This window comes from Bordetella genomosp. 5, assembly GCF_002261315.1.
Classification (GTDB): domain Bacteria; phylum Pseudomonadota; class Gammaproteobacteria; order Burkholderiales; family Burkholderiaceae_B; genus Bordetella.
In genome coordinates, this window is sequence record NZ_NEVP01000008.1 from 73,028 (window position 1) to 87,661 (window position 14,634).

The following is a 14,634-nucleotide window of genomic DNA, read 5'->3' on the forward strand; positions in this document are numbered from 1 at the left end:
CGCACCGGTGCGTCAGCGGCTCGCACTGGCCCTTTTATAAGGGCTGTTCGCAGCATGCCGCTGTCAAGTTTTCCACGTAAAATCAGACCGCCGCCGCGATGTATCGGCGCAATGCCTTTACGTCCTGGATGTACGTCGACCTCATCACTCTTTACCTACTCGCAGTCGGAACCCTGCTCGCCAGTGCAGGCATGACATTCTGGGAGCACAGGTCCAATCCCAAGCGCAGCCTGTCCCTGCGGATTCTGTCCGCCGGGTTTGCGACGCTGGCCGCCGGCTGCGCGCTGGCACTGATCCGGCGCGACTTTCCCGGCGCCCTCGGCTCGGCCATCGCCAACCTCACCGTGCTGTCGGGCTATCTGCTCATCTTCACGGGCGTGGCCTCGCTGAGCGGGCGCACGCACAAACGCATTTCGCTCGCCCTGCTCGCCGTGATGGCGCTCACCTGGCTCATCGGCGGCGTGCGCTACCAGGAAGTGATCTGGAATTACCTCAGCTCGATCCCGATCGCGCTCGCCAGCGGCCTGACCGCCTGGGCCATGCTGCGTTGCGACGCCATGAAGTCGATGCAGTCGCGCTATATCGTCGTGGCCCTGAGCAGCATCCACGCGCTGTGTTACGCGGGCCGGGCGCTGGTGCTGCCCTGGCTGGTGGGCGAACAGGGTCAGGCGATCCAGTCACTGGCCAGCAAGATCACGGTTTACGAGGGGGTGCTGTATTCGGTCGTGCTGCCGATGACCCTGCTCAAACTCATCCGCGACGAGTCGCATGGCCATCTGCTGCGCGAGTCGCAGACCGACTACCTGACGCGGCTGGGCAATCGGCGCTGGTTCTTCGAACAGGGCGTGGCCGCGCTCGAGGCCACCGCGGCCCGTTCGCCGATCGCCGTGCTGGCCTTCGATCTGGATCGCTTCAAGGCCATCAACGATCGATATGGCCATCAGGCGGGCGACGAGGTCTTGAAGTCGTTTGCCGACATCGCCCAGGGTGTATTTGGTCCGAACGCCATCCTGGCGCGCATGGGCGGCGAAGAGTTCGCCGGCCTGCTGACGGGCGACGACGCGCGCCGAGCCCAGATGTTGGGCGAGGCGATCATCGCGCGCTTCTCGCAGACGAGCGCGCTGCATGTGCGGCAGAACGGCCTGTCGGCCACCGTGAGCATCGGTCTGGCGCAATTCGACGAGCGCGCCCCGTCGCTGGTGGAGGCGCTGGCGGCCGCCGACCACGCGCTCTACCGCGCCAAATCGCAGGGCGGCAACCGGCTCGAGCTGGCCTCCTCGCCCGAACGCGGCTCCGTCGCGGCCTGATCCCTGATCTCTTACGCTTTGCACTGCCGGCTGCCTGACGTGAGCGGGCGTGGGCGCGCGCCCGCGCGGCGCGGGTGGCGAGCCTCGCGCGCCCCGGGCAGAGGTCAGGCGGCCGGGTCCGGCGCGGCGAACTCGCGCGACAGCCAGTCGGGCTCGAGCCCCAGCGTGTCGAGATGGGTTTCGCCCGCGGCGAGCCGTCCGGCGCCCTGAGCGAGGCCGGGCGACGTGGCGATGAACGACAGGGTCCAGCGCGCCCGCACCGGCTGACCGAGCGCCGCGCCATTGACGGCGGAGATTCCGCTGGGGATGTCCAGTGCCAGGACGGGCACCTGCCAGGCGTTGACGGCATCGACCGCGGCCTGCCACTGCGCGGAAAGCTTGCGGTTCAGCCCGATGCCGAAGAGCCCGTCGATCACGACCTGCGGCGCCCGCAGCGGCAGTGCACGATCTTCGATGCCCCCGGCCGCGCGCCAGCCCGCGTAGGCGTGCGCGGCGTCGGCCGGCAGCGCCGCCGGATCGCTCAGCATCACGACCTGGGTCTCGTAGCCCCAGCGGCTCAGCCAGGTGGCGGCAACCAGCGCATCGCCCCCGTTGTTGCCCGGGCCGGCCAGCGCGAGCACGTGGGTTTCGGGGCCATGGCGGGCCGCGATGAAATCGGCGGCGGCGCGTCCGGCGCGCGCCATCAGGTCCAGGCCTTCGGCGCGGGCCTGCGCTTCGGCGCGCCGGATGCCATCGAGCAGAAATGAACTCACGGGGAGAACGGCGGGTGCCGCCTGTGCAAACAAGATGTCCCAGCGTAATGCACGCCGGGACCCCGCGTCACCCGCCGGGTTTTACACCTTGAGGAAATGCTCGCGGTAGTACTTGAGCTCGTCGATCGACTCGTAGATGTCCGCCAGCGCCTCGTGGCGGCTCTTTTTCTCGAAGCCCTTCAGGAGCGCGGGCGACCAGCGGCGGGCCAGCTCCTTGAGGGTGCTGACGTCGAGGTTGCGGTAGTGGAAGAAGCGCTCGAGCTCGGGCATGTACGCGAACATGAAGCGGCGGTCCTGGCTGATCGTGTTGCCGCACAGGGGCGACTTGCCCGCCGGCACGTGCTGCGCCAGGAAGGCGATCAGCTGGGCCTCGGCCTCGGCTTCGGTCAGGGTGGACGCGCGCACCTTGTCGATCAGGCCGCTCTTGCCGTGCGTGGACTTGTTCCAGTTGTCCATGGCGTCGAGCAGGCTGTCGGGCTGATGGATCACCAGCACCGGGCCTTCGGCGACCACGGTAAGATCGGGCTCGGTGACCACCACCGCCACCTCGATGATGCGTTCTTTCTCGGGATCGAGCCCGGTCATTTCCATATCGAGCCAGACCAGGCGGTTTTCGTTGGCAGCCATATAATTTCGTTTGCTGTGTAAAACCGCGATTTTCGCATACCAGACCCGTGCCAGACGCCGCCTCCGCCTTTGCTGTCCTGTTCGTCGTGTTGCTGCTGGCCGATACCGGTCTGCGCTTGTGGCTGGCCGCGCGCCAGATCCGGCACGTAGCCGCCCATCGGGGTGCCGTCCCCGACGAGTTCGCGCAGCGCATCAGCCTCACCAGCCATCAGCGCGCCGCCGACTACACCGTGGCGCGCATCCGCCTGGGCATGCTCGAGCGCGTGTTCGACGCGGTCGTGTTGATTGCGCTCACCCTGATGGGCGGGCTGCAGGCGCTCGACCTGCTGGTGAGCTCGCTCACCGATCACGACATGCTGCGCCAGCTGGGCCTGCTGGTGGCCCTGCTGCTGGTGCTGGGGCTGCTGAGCCTGCCGTTCACGCTGTATCGCCAGTTCCGCCTGGAGGCGCGCTTCGGCTTCAATCGCATGACCCCCGGGCTGTTCGCGGCCGACATGGTGAAGGGCATCGTGCTCAGCATGGCGCTGGGCCTGCCGCTGGCGGCCGCCATCCTGTGGCTGATGGCCAGCGCGGGATCGCTGTGGTGGCTGTGGGCCTGGGTGGTCTGGAGCGCGTTCCAGCTGCTGATCAACTACATCGCGCCGGTCGTGATCGCGCCGATGTTCAACAAGTTCACGCCCCTGACCGACGCGCAGCTGGCCGGCCGCATCCGCGCCCTGGGCGAGCGCTGCGGCTTCACGGTCAATGGCATGTTCGTGATGGACGGCTCGCGCCGCTCTGGCCACGGCAACGCCTATTTCACCGGCTTTGGCCGGACCCGCCGCATCGTGTTCTTCGACACCCTGCTCAACAAGCTCAATGCCGACGAGATCGAAGCGGTGCTCGCGCACGAGCTCGGTCACTTCGCGCGCCGCCACATCGTGCGCCGCCATGCGATCAGCATCGTGATGGCGCTCGCCTTCTTCGCGGTGCTCGGCTGGCTGGCCAATCAACCCTGGTTCTACGTGGGCCTGGGCGTGCTGCCGCAACTGGGCGCCCGCAACGACGCGATGGCGCTGATTCTCTTCTTCCTGGTCATTCCGGTCTTCACTTTCATGTTCACCCCCCTCGCAAGCTGGTTTTCGCGCCGCGACGAGTTCGAGGCCGACCGCTATGCGGCGGGCCAGAGCTCGCCCGCGTACCTGATCTCGGCCCTGGTCAAGCTCTACGACGACAACGCCGCCACCCTCACCCCCGACCCGGTGCACTCGGCCTTCTACGACAGTCATCCTCCGGCCGCGATCCGGATCCGCCACTTGCTGGCGGCCGCATGACGGGCGCGCTCGAAGGCCGCATCATCGCGGCGCACGGCCGCCATTACACGGTGGAGCTGCCCGATGACAGCGTGCGCAAGTGCTTCCCGCGCGGCAAGAAAACCGGCCCGGCCGTGGGCGATCTCGTGCGCATTTCGCCGCAAGGCAAGGACGAAGGCGCGATCGACGCCGTCCTGCCGCGGCGCAATCTGCTGTTCCGCTCCGACGAAATGCGCTCGAAGCAGTTCGCCGCGAATGTGGATCAGCTCCTGATCGTGATCGCGGTCGAGCCCACGTTTTCCGATGACCTGACCGGGCGGGCCCTGACCGGCGCCTGGAGCGCCGGCATCGAGCCGCTCATCATCCTGAACAAGATCGACCTGGTCGCCGGCCTGCCAGCCGCCCGCGCGCGGCTGGCGCCGATCCAGGCGCTGGGCGTGCCGGTGGTGGAGCTGTGCGCGCAGGATCACGACAGCGTGCGCGAACTGCTCGCGCCGCGGCTGACCGGCCGCGTCAACCTGCTGCTGGGCCAGAGCGGCATGGGCAAGTCGACCCTGCTCAACAGCCTGATCCCCGATGCCCGCGCGGCCACGCGCGAGCACTCGACCGCGCTCGACATGGGCCGGCACACGACCACCAGCACCCGGCTCTATCACCTGCCCGCGCCGGGCGGCGACCTGATCGACTCGCCCGGATTCCAGGCCTTCGGCCTGCAGCACCTGAGCGGCGAGGACATCCTGCGCGGCTTCCCGGAGTTCCAGCCGCACATCGAAAGCTGCCGGTTCTACAACTGCACGCATCGGCACGAACCCGGCTGCGGCGTGGTGGCGGCCCTGTCGGCCGGCAAGATCGACCCGAGCCGCTACGCGCTCTACGAACGGCTCCTGGCCGAAAACGAAGCGACTCGTCACCGGTACTGACAAGTCGCTTGCGCACGGGCGCTACACTGGAGGCCATGCGCGTCTCGTTATGAGACATATGTCATAAGGACCGCGCCCGCCATGCCGGGCCGCGGCCATGCCTCAGAGGACTGTTGCAATGCCTCGTTTTGCCGCCAATCTGACCACCATGTATGGGGAATTGGAATTGCCCGAACGCTGCACCGCGGCCGCGCGCGACGGCTTCCGCGCCGTCGAGATGCAGTTTCCCTATGCGCACCCTGCCCGCACCTGGCAGGCGCAGTTGAACGCGTCGGATCTCGAAGTCGTGCTGTTCAACACGCCGCCGGGCGACGCCGAGCGCGGCGAACGCGGGCTGGCCTGCCTGCCGGGCCGCGTGGATGATTTCCGGGCCGGCCTGGACCAGGCACTCGACTACGCCGCGGTGCTGCTGTGCCCGCGCATTCACGTGATGGCCGGCTGCCCGCCGGCGGACGCCGATCCCGCGGCCGTGCGCGGCACCTACATCGAGAATCTGGCCTACGCGGCCGAGCAGGCCGCGGCCATGAATGTCGACATCATGATCGAGCCGATCAACACCCGTGACATTCCGGGCTACTACCTCAATCATCAGCAGGTCGCGCACGACATCGCCGCCGCCACCGGCGCCGACAACGTCAAGGTGCAGATGGATCTGTATCACTGCCAGATCGTCGAAGGCGACGTCAGCACCCGGCTGCGCACCTACATCCCGCAGGGGCGCGTCGGTCACGTGCAGATCGCGGGCGTGCCGCTGCGCCAGGAACCCGACCACGGCGAGCTGAACTACCGCTATCTGTTCCAGATCCTGGACGAGCTGGGCTACAACGGCTGGGTGGGCTGCGAATATCGGCCCCGCGCCGACACGCGCGCCGGCCTGGGCTGGCTGCACGCCGCCCGCCGCGCCTCGTCGCACTGAAACGGGCGCGGCCCGTCCAGGGGCTCAGGCGCCGGCGGGCCCGTGCGCGAGGGTGCGGTAGAGGTTACGCAGAATGCCCGCCGTGGCGCCCCAGATGAAGCGGTCGCCGAACGGCATGGCGTAGTACTGGCGCACGCGGCCATCGGGCAGCTGCGCCTGGTAGAGGCGGTGGTTGGCCGGGTCCATCAGAAACGACAGTGGCACTTCAAAGAGCTCGGCGACTTCGAAGGTGTCGATGGACGGCGCGAAGTCCGTGCGGACCAGCGACACCACGGGCGTGATCGAAAAGCCGGTCGAGGTCAGGTAGTCGGGCATGCTGCCCAGGACTTCGACGCGGTCGACAGGCAAGCCGGTTTCTTCTTCGGCCTCGCGCAGCGCCGCCGCGACCGGCGTGCCATCGCTGGTCTCCACCCGGCCGCCCGGAAAACTGATCTGCCCCGCGTGGTCATGCAGATGCGCCGCGCGCTGGGTCAGCATCACGCTGACGCCCTCGGGGCGCATCATCATCGGAATCAACACGGCCGCCAGCACGGGCGCCCCGTCGCGGCCCGGATAGGGATCGACCTCGAGGTTGAGCGGATCGAGCGTCCAGCGGCCGCTCGCGAACTCAGGCCGCCGCAGTTGGTCGCGCAGCCGCTCGGGCGTCAGCACCGATGCGGGCAAGGCCGACAGGCCGCGATCGGCGGGCTGCCAGGGTTGTGCCATCGGGTCGAAGAGCGGGCGCACTGCCGGACGGCGGGCCCGCGGCGGATTGGATTCGGGCATAGTCCCAATAGATACAAAAAAGGCACCGTGCAGTGACCTGCAGGTGCCTTTCTTTTAACCCGGAAAACCGTTCGGGGATGCAACCATGAGCGTACTCATGAGACCGCTGTTCCCCGGAACGGCTGCCGTCTGCGATCAAGCCGCCTTGGCTTGCTTGCTGACGAGCTTTTCCTTGATGCGCGCCGACTTGCCCGAGCGGTTGCGCAGGTAGTACAGCTTGGCGCGGCGCACGTCGCCGCGGCGCTTGACTTCGATGCTCGCGATTTGCGGCGAGTAGAGCTGGAACGTACGTTCCACGGCTTCACCCGACGAGATCTTGCGCACGATGAAAGCAGAATTCAGACCGCGATTGCGCTTGGCGATGACCACGCCTTCGAAGGCCTGGACGCGCTTGCGGGTACCTTCCACGACGTTGACGTTGACCACCACGGTGTCGCCGGGGGCGAACGAGGTAACGGTCTTGTCGCCGGTCAGGCGGGCGATTTCTTCCTGCTCGAGGATAGCGATGAGGTTCACATGAACTCCTAGATCATCTTGCCTTTGCGGGGTGAAGCTTTGCCGAGAGATAAATCCGCAGCAGACAGAGGCCAGACCCGTGGGATCGAAAACCACGCACCAAAGCGCGGGCCCCGACCTCACCGGCTGCCGAGTCGGCCGCGGCGTACATTGTTGTACTCGTGCCGCAAGCAGAGGATGAGATTTGGCAAACCCAGCATTCTACATCAGGGTGCGATGCTCGGCCAGCAAAACTGCGCATTATTTGCGCAGGACCGGCAGCCATGCCGGGGACAACGCCAGGCGAAAAACCAGGGACGCAGCTGGGTGCGCGGCAGCACGAACGCAACCTGCCCGCGATCCAGCCCGGCATGGCCGTAGCCCCTGACTCACCGAGACCGATCATAGCCGCGGCCGGAGCCCCTATCTGCATCGAGACCGCTCGTAGCCGCGGCCGGCCCCCGTATCTGCATCGGGACCGCTGATAGCCGCGGCCGTAACCCCTATCTGCACCGCGACCGATCATAGCCGCGACGCGACCCGATACAGCGCAGCCGAATCGTGGCCGATCCGCCACACTTTCGGCGGCCGTCATGCCTCTGCAAACATCTACCCTGCCGCGCGCCACCGTACCGTGCGACGCGGCGCGACGCCCGGCAGGCGCGGCCGAAAGCCCCGCTCCCGCCACCACAATTCATCTATACCTTTTGCTGTCAAGCCGCATGTTTGCTGGCTCGCCAACTATGACAAAACGCTGCACCGCCGCGCCGGTTGCAGTAATCTGCTTGGCTTTCCTGCTGCTGCGATCGCCCGCCCGGGCGTCTCCCGATGTCTGCTACATCCCTGCTGTTGGTCGTCCTCGCCGCCGTGGCGCATGCCAGTTGGAACCTGCTCGCCAAGCGAGCGGCCATGGTCGGCCCGATGTTCGTGTTCGCGTACGGCCTGGCGGCCAGCGTGCTCTATGCACCCTGGGTCATCTGGGTGCTGCTGCACGAAGGCATGGTGTGGAACTGGCCCGTCGTGCTCTGCATCCTGGCGTCGAGCCTGCTGCATCTGGGATACAGCCTCTGCCTGCAGCGCGGGTATCAGGTGGCGGACCTGTCGGTGGTGTATCCCATCGCGCGAGGCACCGGCCCCCTGCTCTCGACCTTCGGCGCCTTTCTGCTGCTGAGCGAGCCCGCGTCCGCGAGTGGCATCGCCGGCATGCTGTGCGTGGTCGGCGGTGTGCTGCTGATCGCCACCCAGGGCAGGCTGAGTCTGTTTCGGCAACCGCATGCCTGGGTTGGCGTGCGCTGGGGCGTGATCATCGGCCTCTTTATCGCGGCCTACACCGTCGTGGACGCGTACGGGGTGAAGGTCTTGCTCATCATGCCGGTGTTGTTCGACTGGTTCACGTGCGTGACCCGCACCCTCATGATGACGCCCCACGTGCTGAAACGCCGGGCCACGTATGTGCCCGCCATGCGCGGCTACTGGCACCTGGCCATCGCCGTGGGGTTTTTGTCGCCGCTCGGCTACATCCTGGTGCTGTATGCCTTGCGCAATGGCGCGCCGCTCAGCCTGGTGGCGCCGGCGCGCGAGATGTCGATGATGCTGGGCACCCTGGCCGGCATGATGCTGCTGCGCGAAAAGGTCGGCCCCGGCCGGCTCGCGGGCTGCGCGGCCATCCTGGCGGGCGTCGTTCTGCTGGGGTCGTCGTGAGAAAGCTCGACGAGCGTCGGATCGCCGCGCGACGCCTTGTCGTTCAGAAGCCGACCGCCGCACCCACCCACATCACTGCGGGAATCATCACGCCCCACGCGAGCACCAGCGCGACATCGAGCACCTGACGGCGGCGCCACTGCTGGCGCAGCCCGGCGTCGGACGCCAACATCGCCGCGAACGCCGCGCTCGACACGCCTGCCATCGAGGCGCCCGGCACATGGGCAGCCTGGGTGGGAGCAGGATCGGGCAGATCGTGCGGCACATCGAGCGGCGCGCCGGGCGACGCCGGCACGGCCGAGAACGGCCAGCGACGCGCCCCCTGCGTGGCGGTGGCGAGGTCGGCAGCGGTCGCGGTGGCGGTGGCGCTAACGGTGGCAGCAGCGGCAGCGGCAACGGCACTGGTAGCAGCAGCGGCAACGGTGACAGTGGCGGCACCGGCAGCGGCAGTGGCGGCACCGGCAGCGGCCGCATGGCGTTGGTCCGCCTGCCGCGCGTGTCCGGCGGCAGCCGCGGGTGCCCGCAGCGGCAACATCAGGCGCGCCGCGCCCTTCAGACCCGCACCCATGCCTCGCATGCTCGCGGCGACGGCCGTACGCAGGCCGGTCGGGACGACACGGCGAACCGACATCGGGCCGCGGACGTCAGCGGCATCGAACTCGTCAAGCACATCGGTGGAAAGCATTACGCTGCTCATGATCACTCCTAGATCGTGATGCCCGAACCCTGCAGGTCGGAGCATCTGGCCGAGATTCGGCAGTTTTGGCGGATATCTCGCCATCGGACCGCGGTCTGTGCCTCCAGACTGCGGCGAGCTCGCCGGCCGGAACCCTCAGGTGAGGCTGAGAACCCAGGCCTGGCGCCGAACTCGGCCAGATTCGAGAGCCACGGCACCCACCGGCGCCGCGACCAACCATCGCCGTGCAACGGCACGGCAAAACCAGACAACAAAAACAGAAGACAACAACGACGAAAACAACGGCCGACGGGCAGACCACGAGCGGACCACTGGCGGACTACTGACGGACCACTGCCAGACCATCCGCACGCCACTAGCACGTCAACAGCACCCCCCCCCGCACGTCACCAGCACCGCACCAGCACCCCACTCGCACAGGGTGCTAGCCCCGCCTGCAAAGCGCGGTCAGAAGAGATCGAGCTGCCCTTCGCGGCGCGCCTGCTCGACCTGCTCGCGCCGCGACACACGCGGCGCCTGCTGCGGGGGCACGAAGTGCTCGCACGACAGCACCGGCCGCTCGGCGCGAAACGACAGGCGCCGCATCGCGACCTGAAACCGCTGCTTGATCAGATCTGCCCAGATGCCCGTGCCGCGCATGCGCGTGCCGAAGTCGGGGTCGTTGAGGCGGCCGCTGCGCATGTCTTCGATGCGATGCAGAACGCGCTGGGCACGATCCGGAAAATGCGCGTGCAGCCAGGCTTCGAATACGTCTTTGACTTCCCAGGGCAGCCGCACGACGGTGTAGCTTGCCGAACGCGCGCCCGCGGCCGCCGACTGCTCGAGAATCTGCTCGAGCGCGTCGTCGTTGATGAAGGGGATCACCGGCGCGACATTCACGCTCACCGGGATGCCGGCACGCGCCAGGGTGCGCACGGTCTGGATACGCCGCCACGGCGCCGACGCGCGCGGCTCGAGCGTGCGCGACATGGCGCTATCGAGCGTGGTGATACTCATGTACACCGTGATCAGATTGCGCTCTGCCAGACGCTGAAGCACGTCGAGGTCGCGCTCGATAAGAGAATTTTTGGTGACGAGCGTGGCGGGATGGCCGGTTTCGTCCATCAGCTCGAGCAGACCGCGCGTGAGCTTCCAGGTGCGCTCGATGGGCTGGTAGACATCCGTGGCCGACCCGATATTGATCGGGGAAACCTTGTAGCCCGGCTTGGCCAGTTCGGCCCGCAACGCCTCGACGGCATTGGCCTTGGCGATGAGTCGGGTTTCGAAATCGAGACCGGGCGAATAGCCCAGGTAGGCATGCGTGGGACGCGCGTAGCAATACACGCAGCCGTGTTCGCATCCGCGATAGGGATTGACCGCCTGATCGAACGGAATGTCGGGCGAATCATTGCGCGACAACAGCTTGCGCGCCTGCTCCGCCTTGACGGTGGTCTTGAGGGCGCCGCCGGTGGGCAGGATGCTGGGCCGGCCCAAGGCTGCCGGATCGCCTGCACCCACGGCCTCGCGATTGCCCGCGGCACCCGGCCGGGTCAGCCCGGCCGCGTTGTCCGCCGCATCCGTATCGAGACCGCCCGAGGCCGAACCCGGGGCATCCATCGGGGCGGCATCGGCGCCAGTGATGAAGGCACGGCGAGGAAAAAACACCACCGGCGCCTCGTTGGGATCGCCACCGCAGGCCTCGTTGGCCGCGCGAGCGGCCGCCTGCAGCGCCTCGGTGAGCGCGCGCGCGGCGCCGGCGTCGGCACCGGTATAAGGCGGCATGCCGTCGTGCGCCGCGGCGGCGGTGAGCGAACTCGCGCCGGACGCGACCAAGCTGGACGAAGCCAAGCTGGCAGAACCCGGATCGACCGACAGGCCGGAGGCATTCAAGCCGGACGCGTTGAAGCCGGACGCGTTAAAGCCGGATGCGTCAAAGCCGGATGCATTAAGGCCGGAGGCATTCGCCGCGGCCGACCTGAGACTGGGCGGCACCGGCGGATACGCCACCGGATAGACCACGGTGGTGCGCGCGGCACGCTGCTCCAGCGCGGCCCGGCCCTGCGGCTGGCACTGCGGTGCCGCCGGTGACTGTGACTGTGACTGTGACTGTGCCACCGCCTGTGCCACTGATAGCGACTGACGCGGCCCCCCCTCGCCCGGCGCCGCAACGGCGCGGCTGCGCATGCCGGACGCCAGACCGCGATCCACCGGCACCCGGTCCCAGAAACCCGCGCGGCGCGCCGCGGAGCCTACCTGCCCCGCGGGCGATGCCGCCGAAGACGGTTCGTCGAAGCGCTCGGCGCGGCGTGCGCTGCGCCCGGCGTGCGGGAAATCATCGGTGGGCACATCATCGGTGGGAACATCATCGGTGGGGGAATCAAGGCCCTGAGCGGCCGGATCGATGTCGAGATCGGAGAAATCGTCATCGACAGCCAGATCGTAATCAGGGACGGGCTCGGAGACGAGCGACTCGACCGCATCGTGGCCGCCCTCGTCGGCGGACCGATAGGAGATGTCGTCGATGAAATCGGCGACATCGGATACATATTCGCCAGGCAAGCCATCCAACGCGTCGGTTGCGCTGTGCGATGCAGCATCCAGCGCCTCGCTGTGCCAGCCATCATCGATACCTTCTCGGTCGGATTGCTGGAAGCGATGCGGAACATTAGTAACCGCACCCCGACCGCGCGAGGCGGCGGGGGCGGCAGCCGGGGACCCATAACCGGCGGAAAGCGAATGTTCGGTGCTAGCCATGGAAGTACTGTACAAAAAACCAGTACTTTGTGCAAGCCCCGAACCGCGATCCCAATTTAACGCAAGTCGTGCCGAGGTGGTCACGGCGTTCCGGGAAAAGTTGTTAAATCGCCGGGAGACCCGCGCCAAATAAGGATTTAGCCGAAAAACAACAAGGCTCGGCCACGCCCTTCTTGACCTTCAGCGCAACATGCCGGCGGCCGCCGTCTGGTGCGTCGCCTCGTCGATCAGGATGAATGCGCCATTGCTCGGAATGTCGTCGTACGCATCGACCGCGAGCGACTCGCGCGTGATGAGTGAGACGCGTCCGATGTCGTTCATCTGCAGCACGCCCGCCTCGTTCGGAACCTCCTGCAATTCGTGAATATCGCGGCGCGTGTGCAGCGCACGAATCTTGGCCGACGTCAGGCGCGTGCCATGCTTGAGCAGGTAGCGACGCGCGGGGTTGAGCGCTTGCGTATCGAGCCAGCACAACTCCGCATCGAACTCGCGCCCCACGCGCGCGGGCGCATCGGCATGCACGATCACATCGCCACGCGAAACGTCGACGTCGCGATCGAGCACCACGGTGACCGAGTCGCCCGCATACGCGGCCTCGAGCGCGCGATCGTGCAGACGCACTTCGCGCACGACGGCACTCACCCCCGATGGCTGCACCTGTACCGTATCGCCCGGCCGCAGCACGCCGCTGGACACCCGGCCCGCGTAGCCGCGGAAGTCGTCGGCGCGGTCGCCGCCTTCGCGCGACACCCATTGCACCGCCAGCCGCAGCGGCTGGTCGCTGCCGTTGTCATCCACGGCCAGCCCTTCGAGCAGCGTGAGCAGCGGCTCGCCGCGATACCAGGGCGTGCGCGGCGACAGCGTGACGACGTTGTCGCCGTTGAGCGCCGACAGCGGCAGGATCTGGAACGACGCAATGCCGAGCCGCTCGGCCAGTTGCGCGTACGACGCATGGATGCGCTCGAACACCGCCTGATCCCAATCGACCAGATCCATCTTGTTGACCGCGACCACGATGTGACGCAGGCCCAGCAGCTTGGCGATCGTGCTGTGGCGCTTGGTCTGCGGCAGCAGCACGCCGTCGGCCGCGCGCGTGGCGTCGATCAGGATGATGGCCGCGTCCGCCGTCGAGGCGCCCGTGACCATGTTGCGGGTGTACTGCTCGTGGCCGGGCGCGTCGGCGATGATGAACTTGCGCGCGGGCGTGGCGAAGTAGCGATAGGCCACGTCGATCGTGATGCCCTGCTCGCGTTCGGCCTCGAGGCCGTCGGTCAACAGCGAGAAGTCGATGCCCTCGCCCGCGACGCGCTTGTACTTGGCGCGCGCGATCGCGTCGAGCTGATCGGCGAACACGCCCTTGCTGTCATAGAGCAGACGTCCGATGAGGGTGGACTTGCCGTCGTCGACCGAGCCGGCGGTGATGAGGCGCAGCACACCGTTGTCGGCGCCGCCCAGAAATGATTCGTTCACTGCGTTCATGATGTGTCCCTGTGTTCGATTGCGCGGCGCGATCAGAAGTAGCCTTCGCGTTTGCGGCGCTCCATCGAGGCCTCCGAGGTCTGGTCGTCCATCCGGGTGGCGCCGCGCTCCGTGATGTCCGTGACGGCGGTCTCCGCGATGATGTCGGCCGTGGTGCTGGCCTCCGAGGCCACCGGGCAGGTGCACGAGATATCGCCCACCGTGCGAAAGCGCACCTGCAGCCGCTCGACCGTCTCATCCTCGCGCGGCGGCGTGAGCCGCGTCACCGGCACGAGCAGCCCCTTGCGCCGGACCACCTCGCGTTCGTGGGTGTAATAGATGGACGGCAGCGCGAGCTGTTCGCGCTGGATGTACTGCCACACGTCGAGCTCGGTCCAGTTCGAGATCGGAAACACCCGCATGTTCTCGCCCGCGTGCACGCGGGTATTGAAAATGTTCCAGACCTCCGGACGCTGGGCCTTGGGATCCCACTGACCGAACTCGTCGCGGAACGAAAAGATGCGCTCTTTGGCGCGGGCCTTCTCTTCGTCGCGGCGCGCGCCGCCGATGCAGGCGTCGAGCTGCAGCTCCTCGATCGCCTCCAGCAGCGTCACGGCCTGGGCCGCATTGCGCGAGTCGGTCTCGCGGCGCAGCACCACGCTGCCCCGCTTGATCGAATCCTCGACACTGCGCACCAGCAGGGTCTCGCCCAGCTCGGCCGCACGTGCGTCGCGGAACGCGATCACCTCATCGAAATTGTGACCCGTGTCGATGTGCAGCAAGGGGAACGGAAACCGGCCCGGGCGAAACGCCTTTTCGGCCAGGCGCAGCAGCACCACCGAATCCTTGCCGCCCGAGAACAGCAGCGCGGGCCGGGCGCACTCGGCCGCGACCTCGCGCAAGATATAGATCGCTTCCGCCTCGAGCCAATCGAGATGACTGCGGTTGATGACGACAGACATGGTGAATCC

The 14,634-nt window shown here is 67.3% G+C and carries 13 protein-coding genes and 1 pseudogene; 5 read left to right on the forward strand and 9 right to left on the reverse strand.

The annotated features are described in order from the left end of the window. Window positions 1-128: 128 nt before the first annotated feature. Window positions 129-1,307 (forward strand): GGDEF domain-containing protein, encoded by a 1,179-nt coding sequence (locus tag CAL25_RS13885; RefSeq protein ID WP_094801175.1) that lies wholly within the window; start codon window positions 129-131, stop codon window positions 1,305-1,307. 104 nt (window positions 1,308-1,411) lie between these two features. On the opposite strand, the gene CAL25_RS13890 is transcribed toward CAL25_RS13885, so the two are convergent. Both CAL25_RS13890 and orn read right to left on the reverse strand, forming a co-directional pair. Next, window positions 1,412-2,059 (reverse strand): NAD(P)H-hydrate epimerase, encoded by a 648-nt coding sequence (locus CAL25_RS13890; protein WP_249279075.1) that lies wholly within the window; start codon window positions 2,057-2,059, stop codon window positions 1,412-1,414. Window positions 2,060-2,140: 81 nt separating this feature from the next. Continuing rightward, a complete protein-coding gene (gene orn, locus CAL25_RS13895; protein WP_094800941.1) occupies window positions 2,141-2,686 on the reverse strand; it encodes an oligoribonuclease in 546 nt (181 codons plus the stop codon). A gap of 47 nt (window positions 2,687-2,733) precedes the next feature. Between orn and CAL25_RS13900 the strand changes: the two genes are divergently transcribed. The 3 genes from CAL25_RS13900 (at window position 2,734) to otnI (ending at window position 5,814) form a co-directional block, all read left to right on the forward strand. After that, window positions 2,734-3,999, forward strand: coding sequence for a M48 family metallopeptidase (locus CAL25_RS13900; RefSeq protein WP_094800943.1), 1,266 nt, complete (start codon window positions 2,734-2,736; stop codon window positions 3,997-3,999). Then, window positions 3,996-4,898, forward strand: coding sequence for a ribosome small subunit-dependent GTPase A (rsgA, locus tag CAL25_RS13905; RefSeq protein ID WP_094800945.1), 903 nt, complete (start codon window positions 3,996-3,998; stop codon window positions 4,896-4,898). The genes CAL25_RS13900 and rsgA overlap by 4 nt, the downstream gene beginning before the upstream one ends. Before the next feature lie 118 nt (window positions 4,899-5,016). Further along, entirely contained in the window at window positions 5,017-5,814 is a 798-nt protein-coding gene (gene otnI, locus CAL25_RS13910; RefSeq protein WP_094800947.1) for a 2-oxo-tetronate isomerase, read from the forward strand. Between the two features lie 24 nt (window positions 5,815-5,838). Here otnI and CAL25_RS13915 read toward each other — a convergent pair whose 3' ends face one another. Then, the gene (locus CAL25_RS13915) at window positions 5,839-6,579 is read right to left on the reverse strand and encodes a CoA pyrophosphatase (protein ID WP_094800949.1); all 741 of its coding nucleotides are present in this window, start codon (window positions 6,577-6,579) and stop codon (window positions 5,839-5,841) included. A 135-nt stretch (window positions 6,580-6,714) separates the two neighbouring features. Beyond that, the gene (gene rplS / locus CAL25_RS13920) at window positions 6,715-7,095 is read right to left on the reverse strand and encodes a 50S ribosomal protein L19 (RefSeq protein ID WP_094800951.1); all 381 of its coding nucleotides are present in this window, start codon (window positions 7,093-7,095) and stop codon (window positions 6,715-6,717) included. 807 nt (window positions 7,096-7,902) lie between these two features. Between rplS and CAL25_RS13925 the strand changes: the two genes are divergently transcribed. Beyond that, window positions 7,903-8,775 carry a DMT family transporter gene (locus CAL25_RS13925; protein WP_094800953.1) on the forward strand — a complete coding sequence of 291 codons (873 nt, stop codon included), beginning with the start codon at window positions 7,903-7,905 and terminating at the stop codon, window positions 8,773-8,775. Between the two features lie 43 nt (window positions 8,776-8,818). On the opposite strand, the gene CAL25_RS13930 is transcribed toward CAL25_RS13925, so the two are convergent. The 5 genes and pseudogenes from CAL25_RS13930 to cysD form a co-directional block, all read right to left on the reverse strand. Continuing rightward, window positions 8,819-9,472, reverse strand: coding sequence for a hypothetical protein (locus CAL25_RS13930; protein WP_094800955.1), 654 nt, complete (start codon window positions 9,470-9,472; stop codon window positions 8,819-8,821). A gap of 447 nt (window positions 9,473-9,919) precedes the next feature. Then, window positions 9,920-11,068: a PA0069 family radical SAM protein gene (locus tag CAL25_RS13935; protein WP_094801179.1), complete on the reverse strand. Its 1,149-nt coding sequence runs from the start codon at window positions 11,066-11,068 to the stop codon at window positions 9,920-9,922. Between the two features lie 960 nt (window positions 11,069-12,028). Continuing rightward, window positions 12,029-12,205: pseudogene (locus tag CAL25_RS24585) on the reverse strand (PA0069 family radical SAM protein); the annotation flags it as partial. Between the two features lie 180 nt (window positions 12,206-12,385). Next, entirely contained in the window at window positions 12,386-13,684 is a 1,299-nt protein-coding gene (locus CAL25_RS13940) for a sulfate adenylyltransferase subunit 1 (protein ID WP_094800957.1), read from the reverse strand. Window positions 13,685-13,716: 32 nt separating this feature from the next. Beyond that, a complete protein-coding gene (cysD, locus tag CAL25_RS24410; RefSeq protein WP_249279076.1) occupies window positions 13,717-14,625 on the reverse strand; it encodes a sulfate adenylyltransferase subunit CysD in 909 nt (302 codons plus the stop codon). Window positions 14,626-14,634 lie beyond the last annotated feature (9 nt).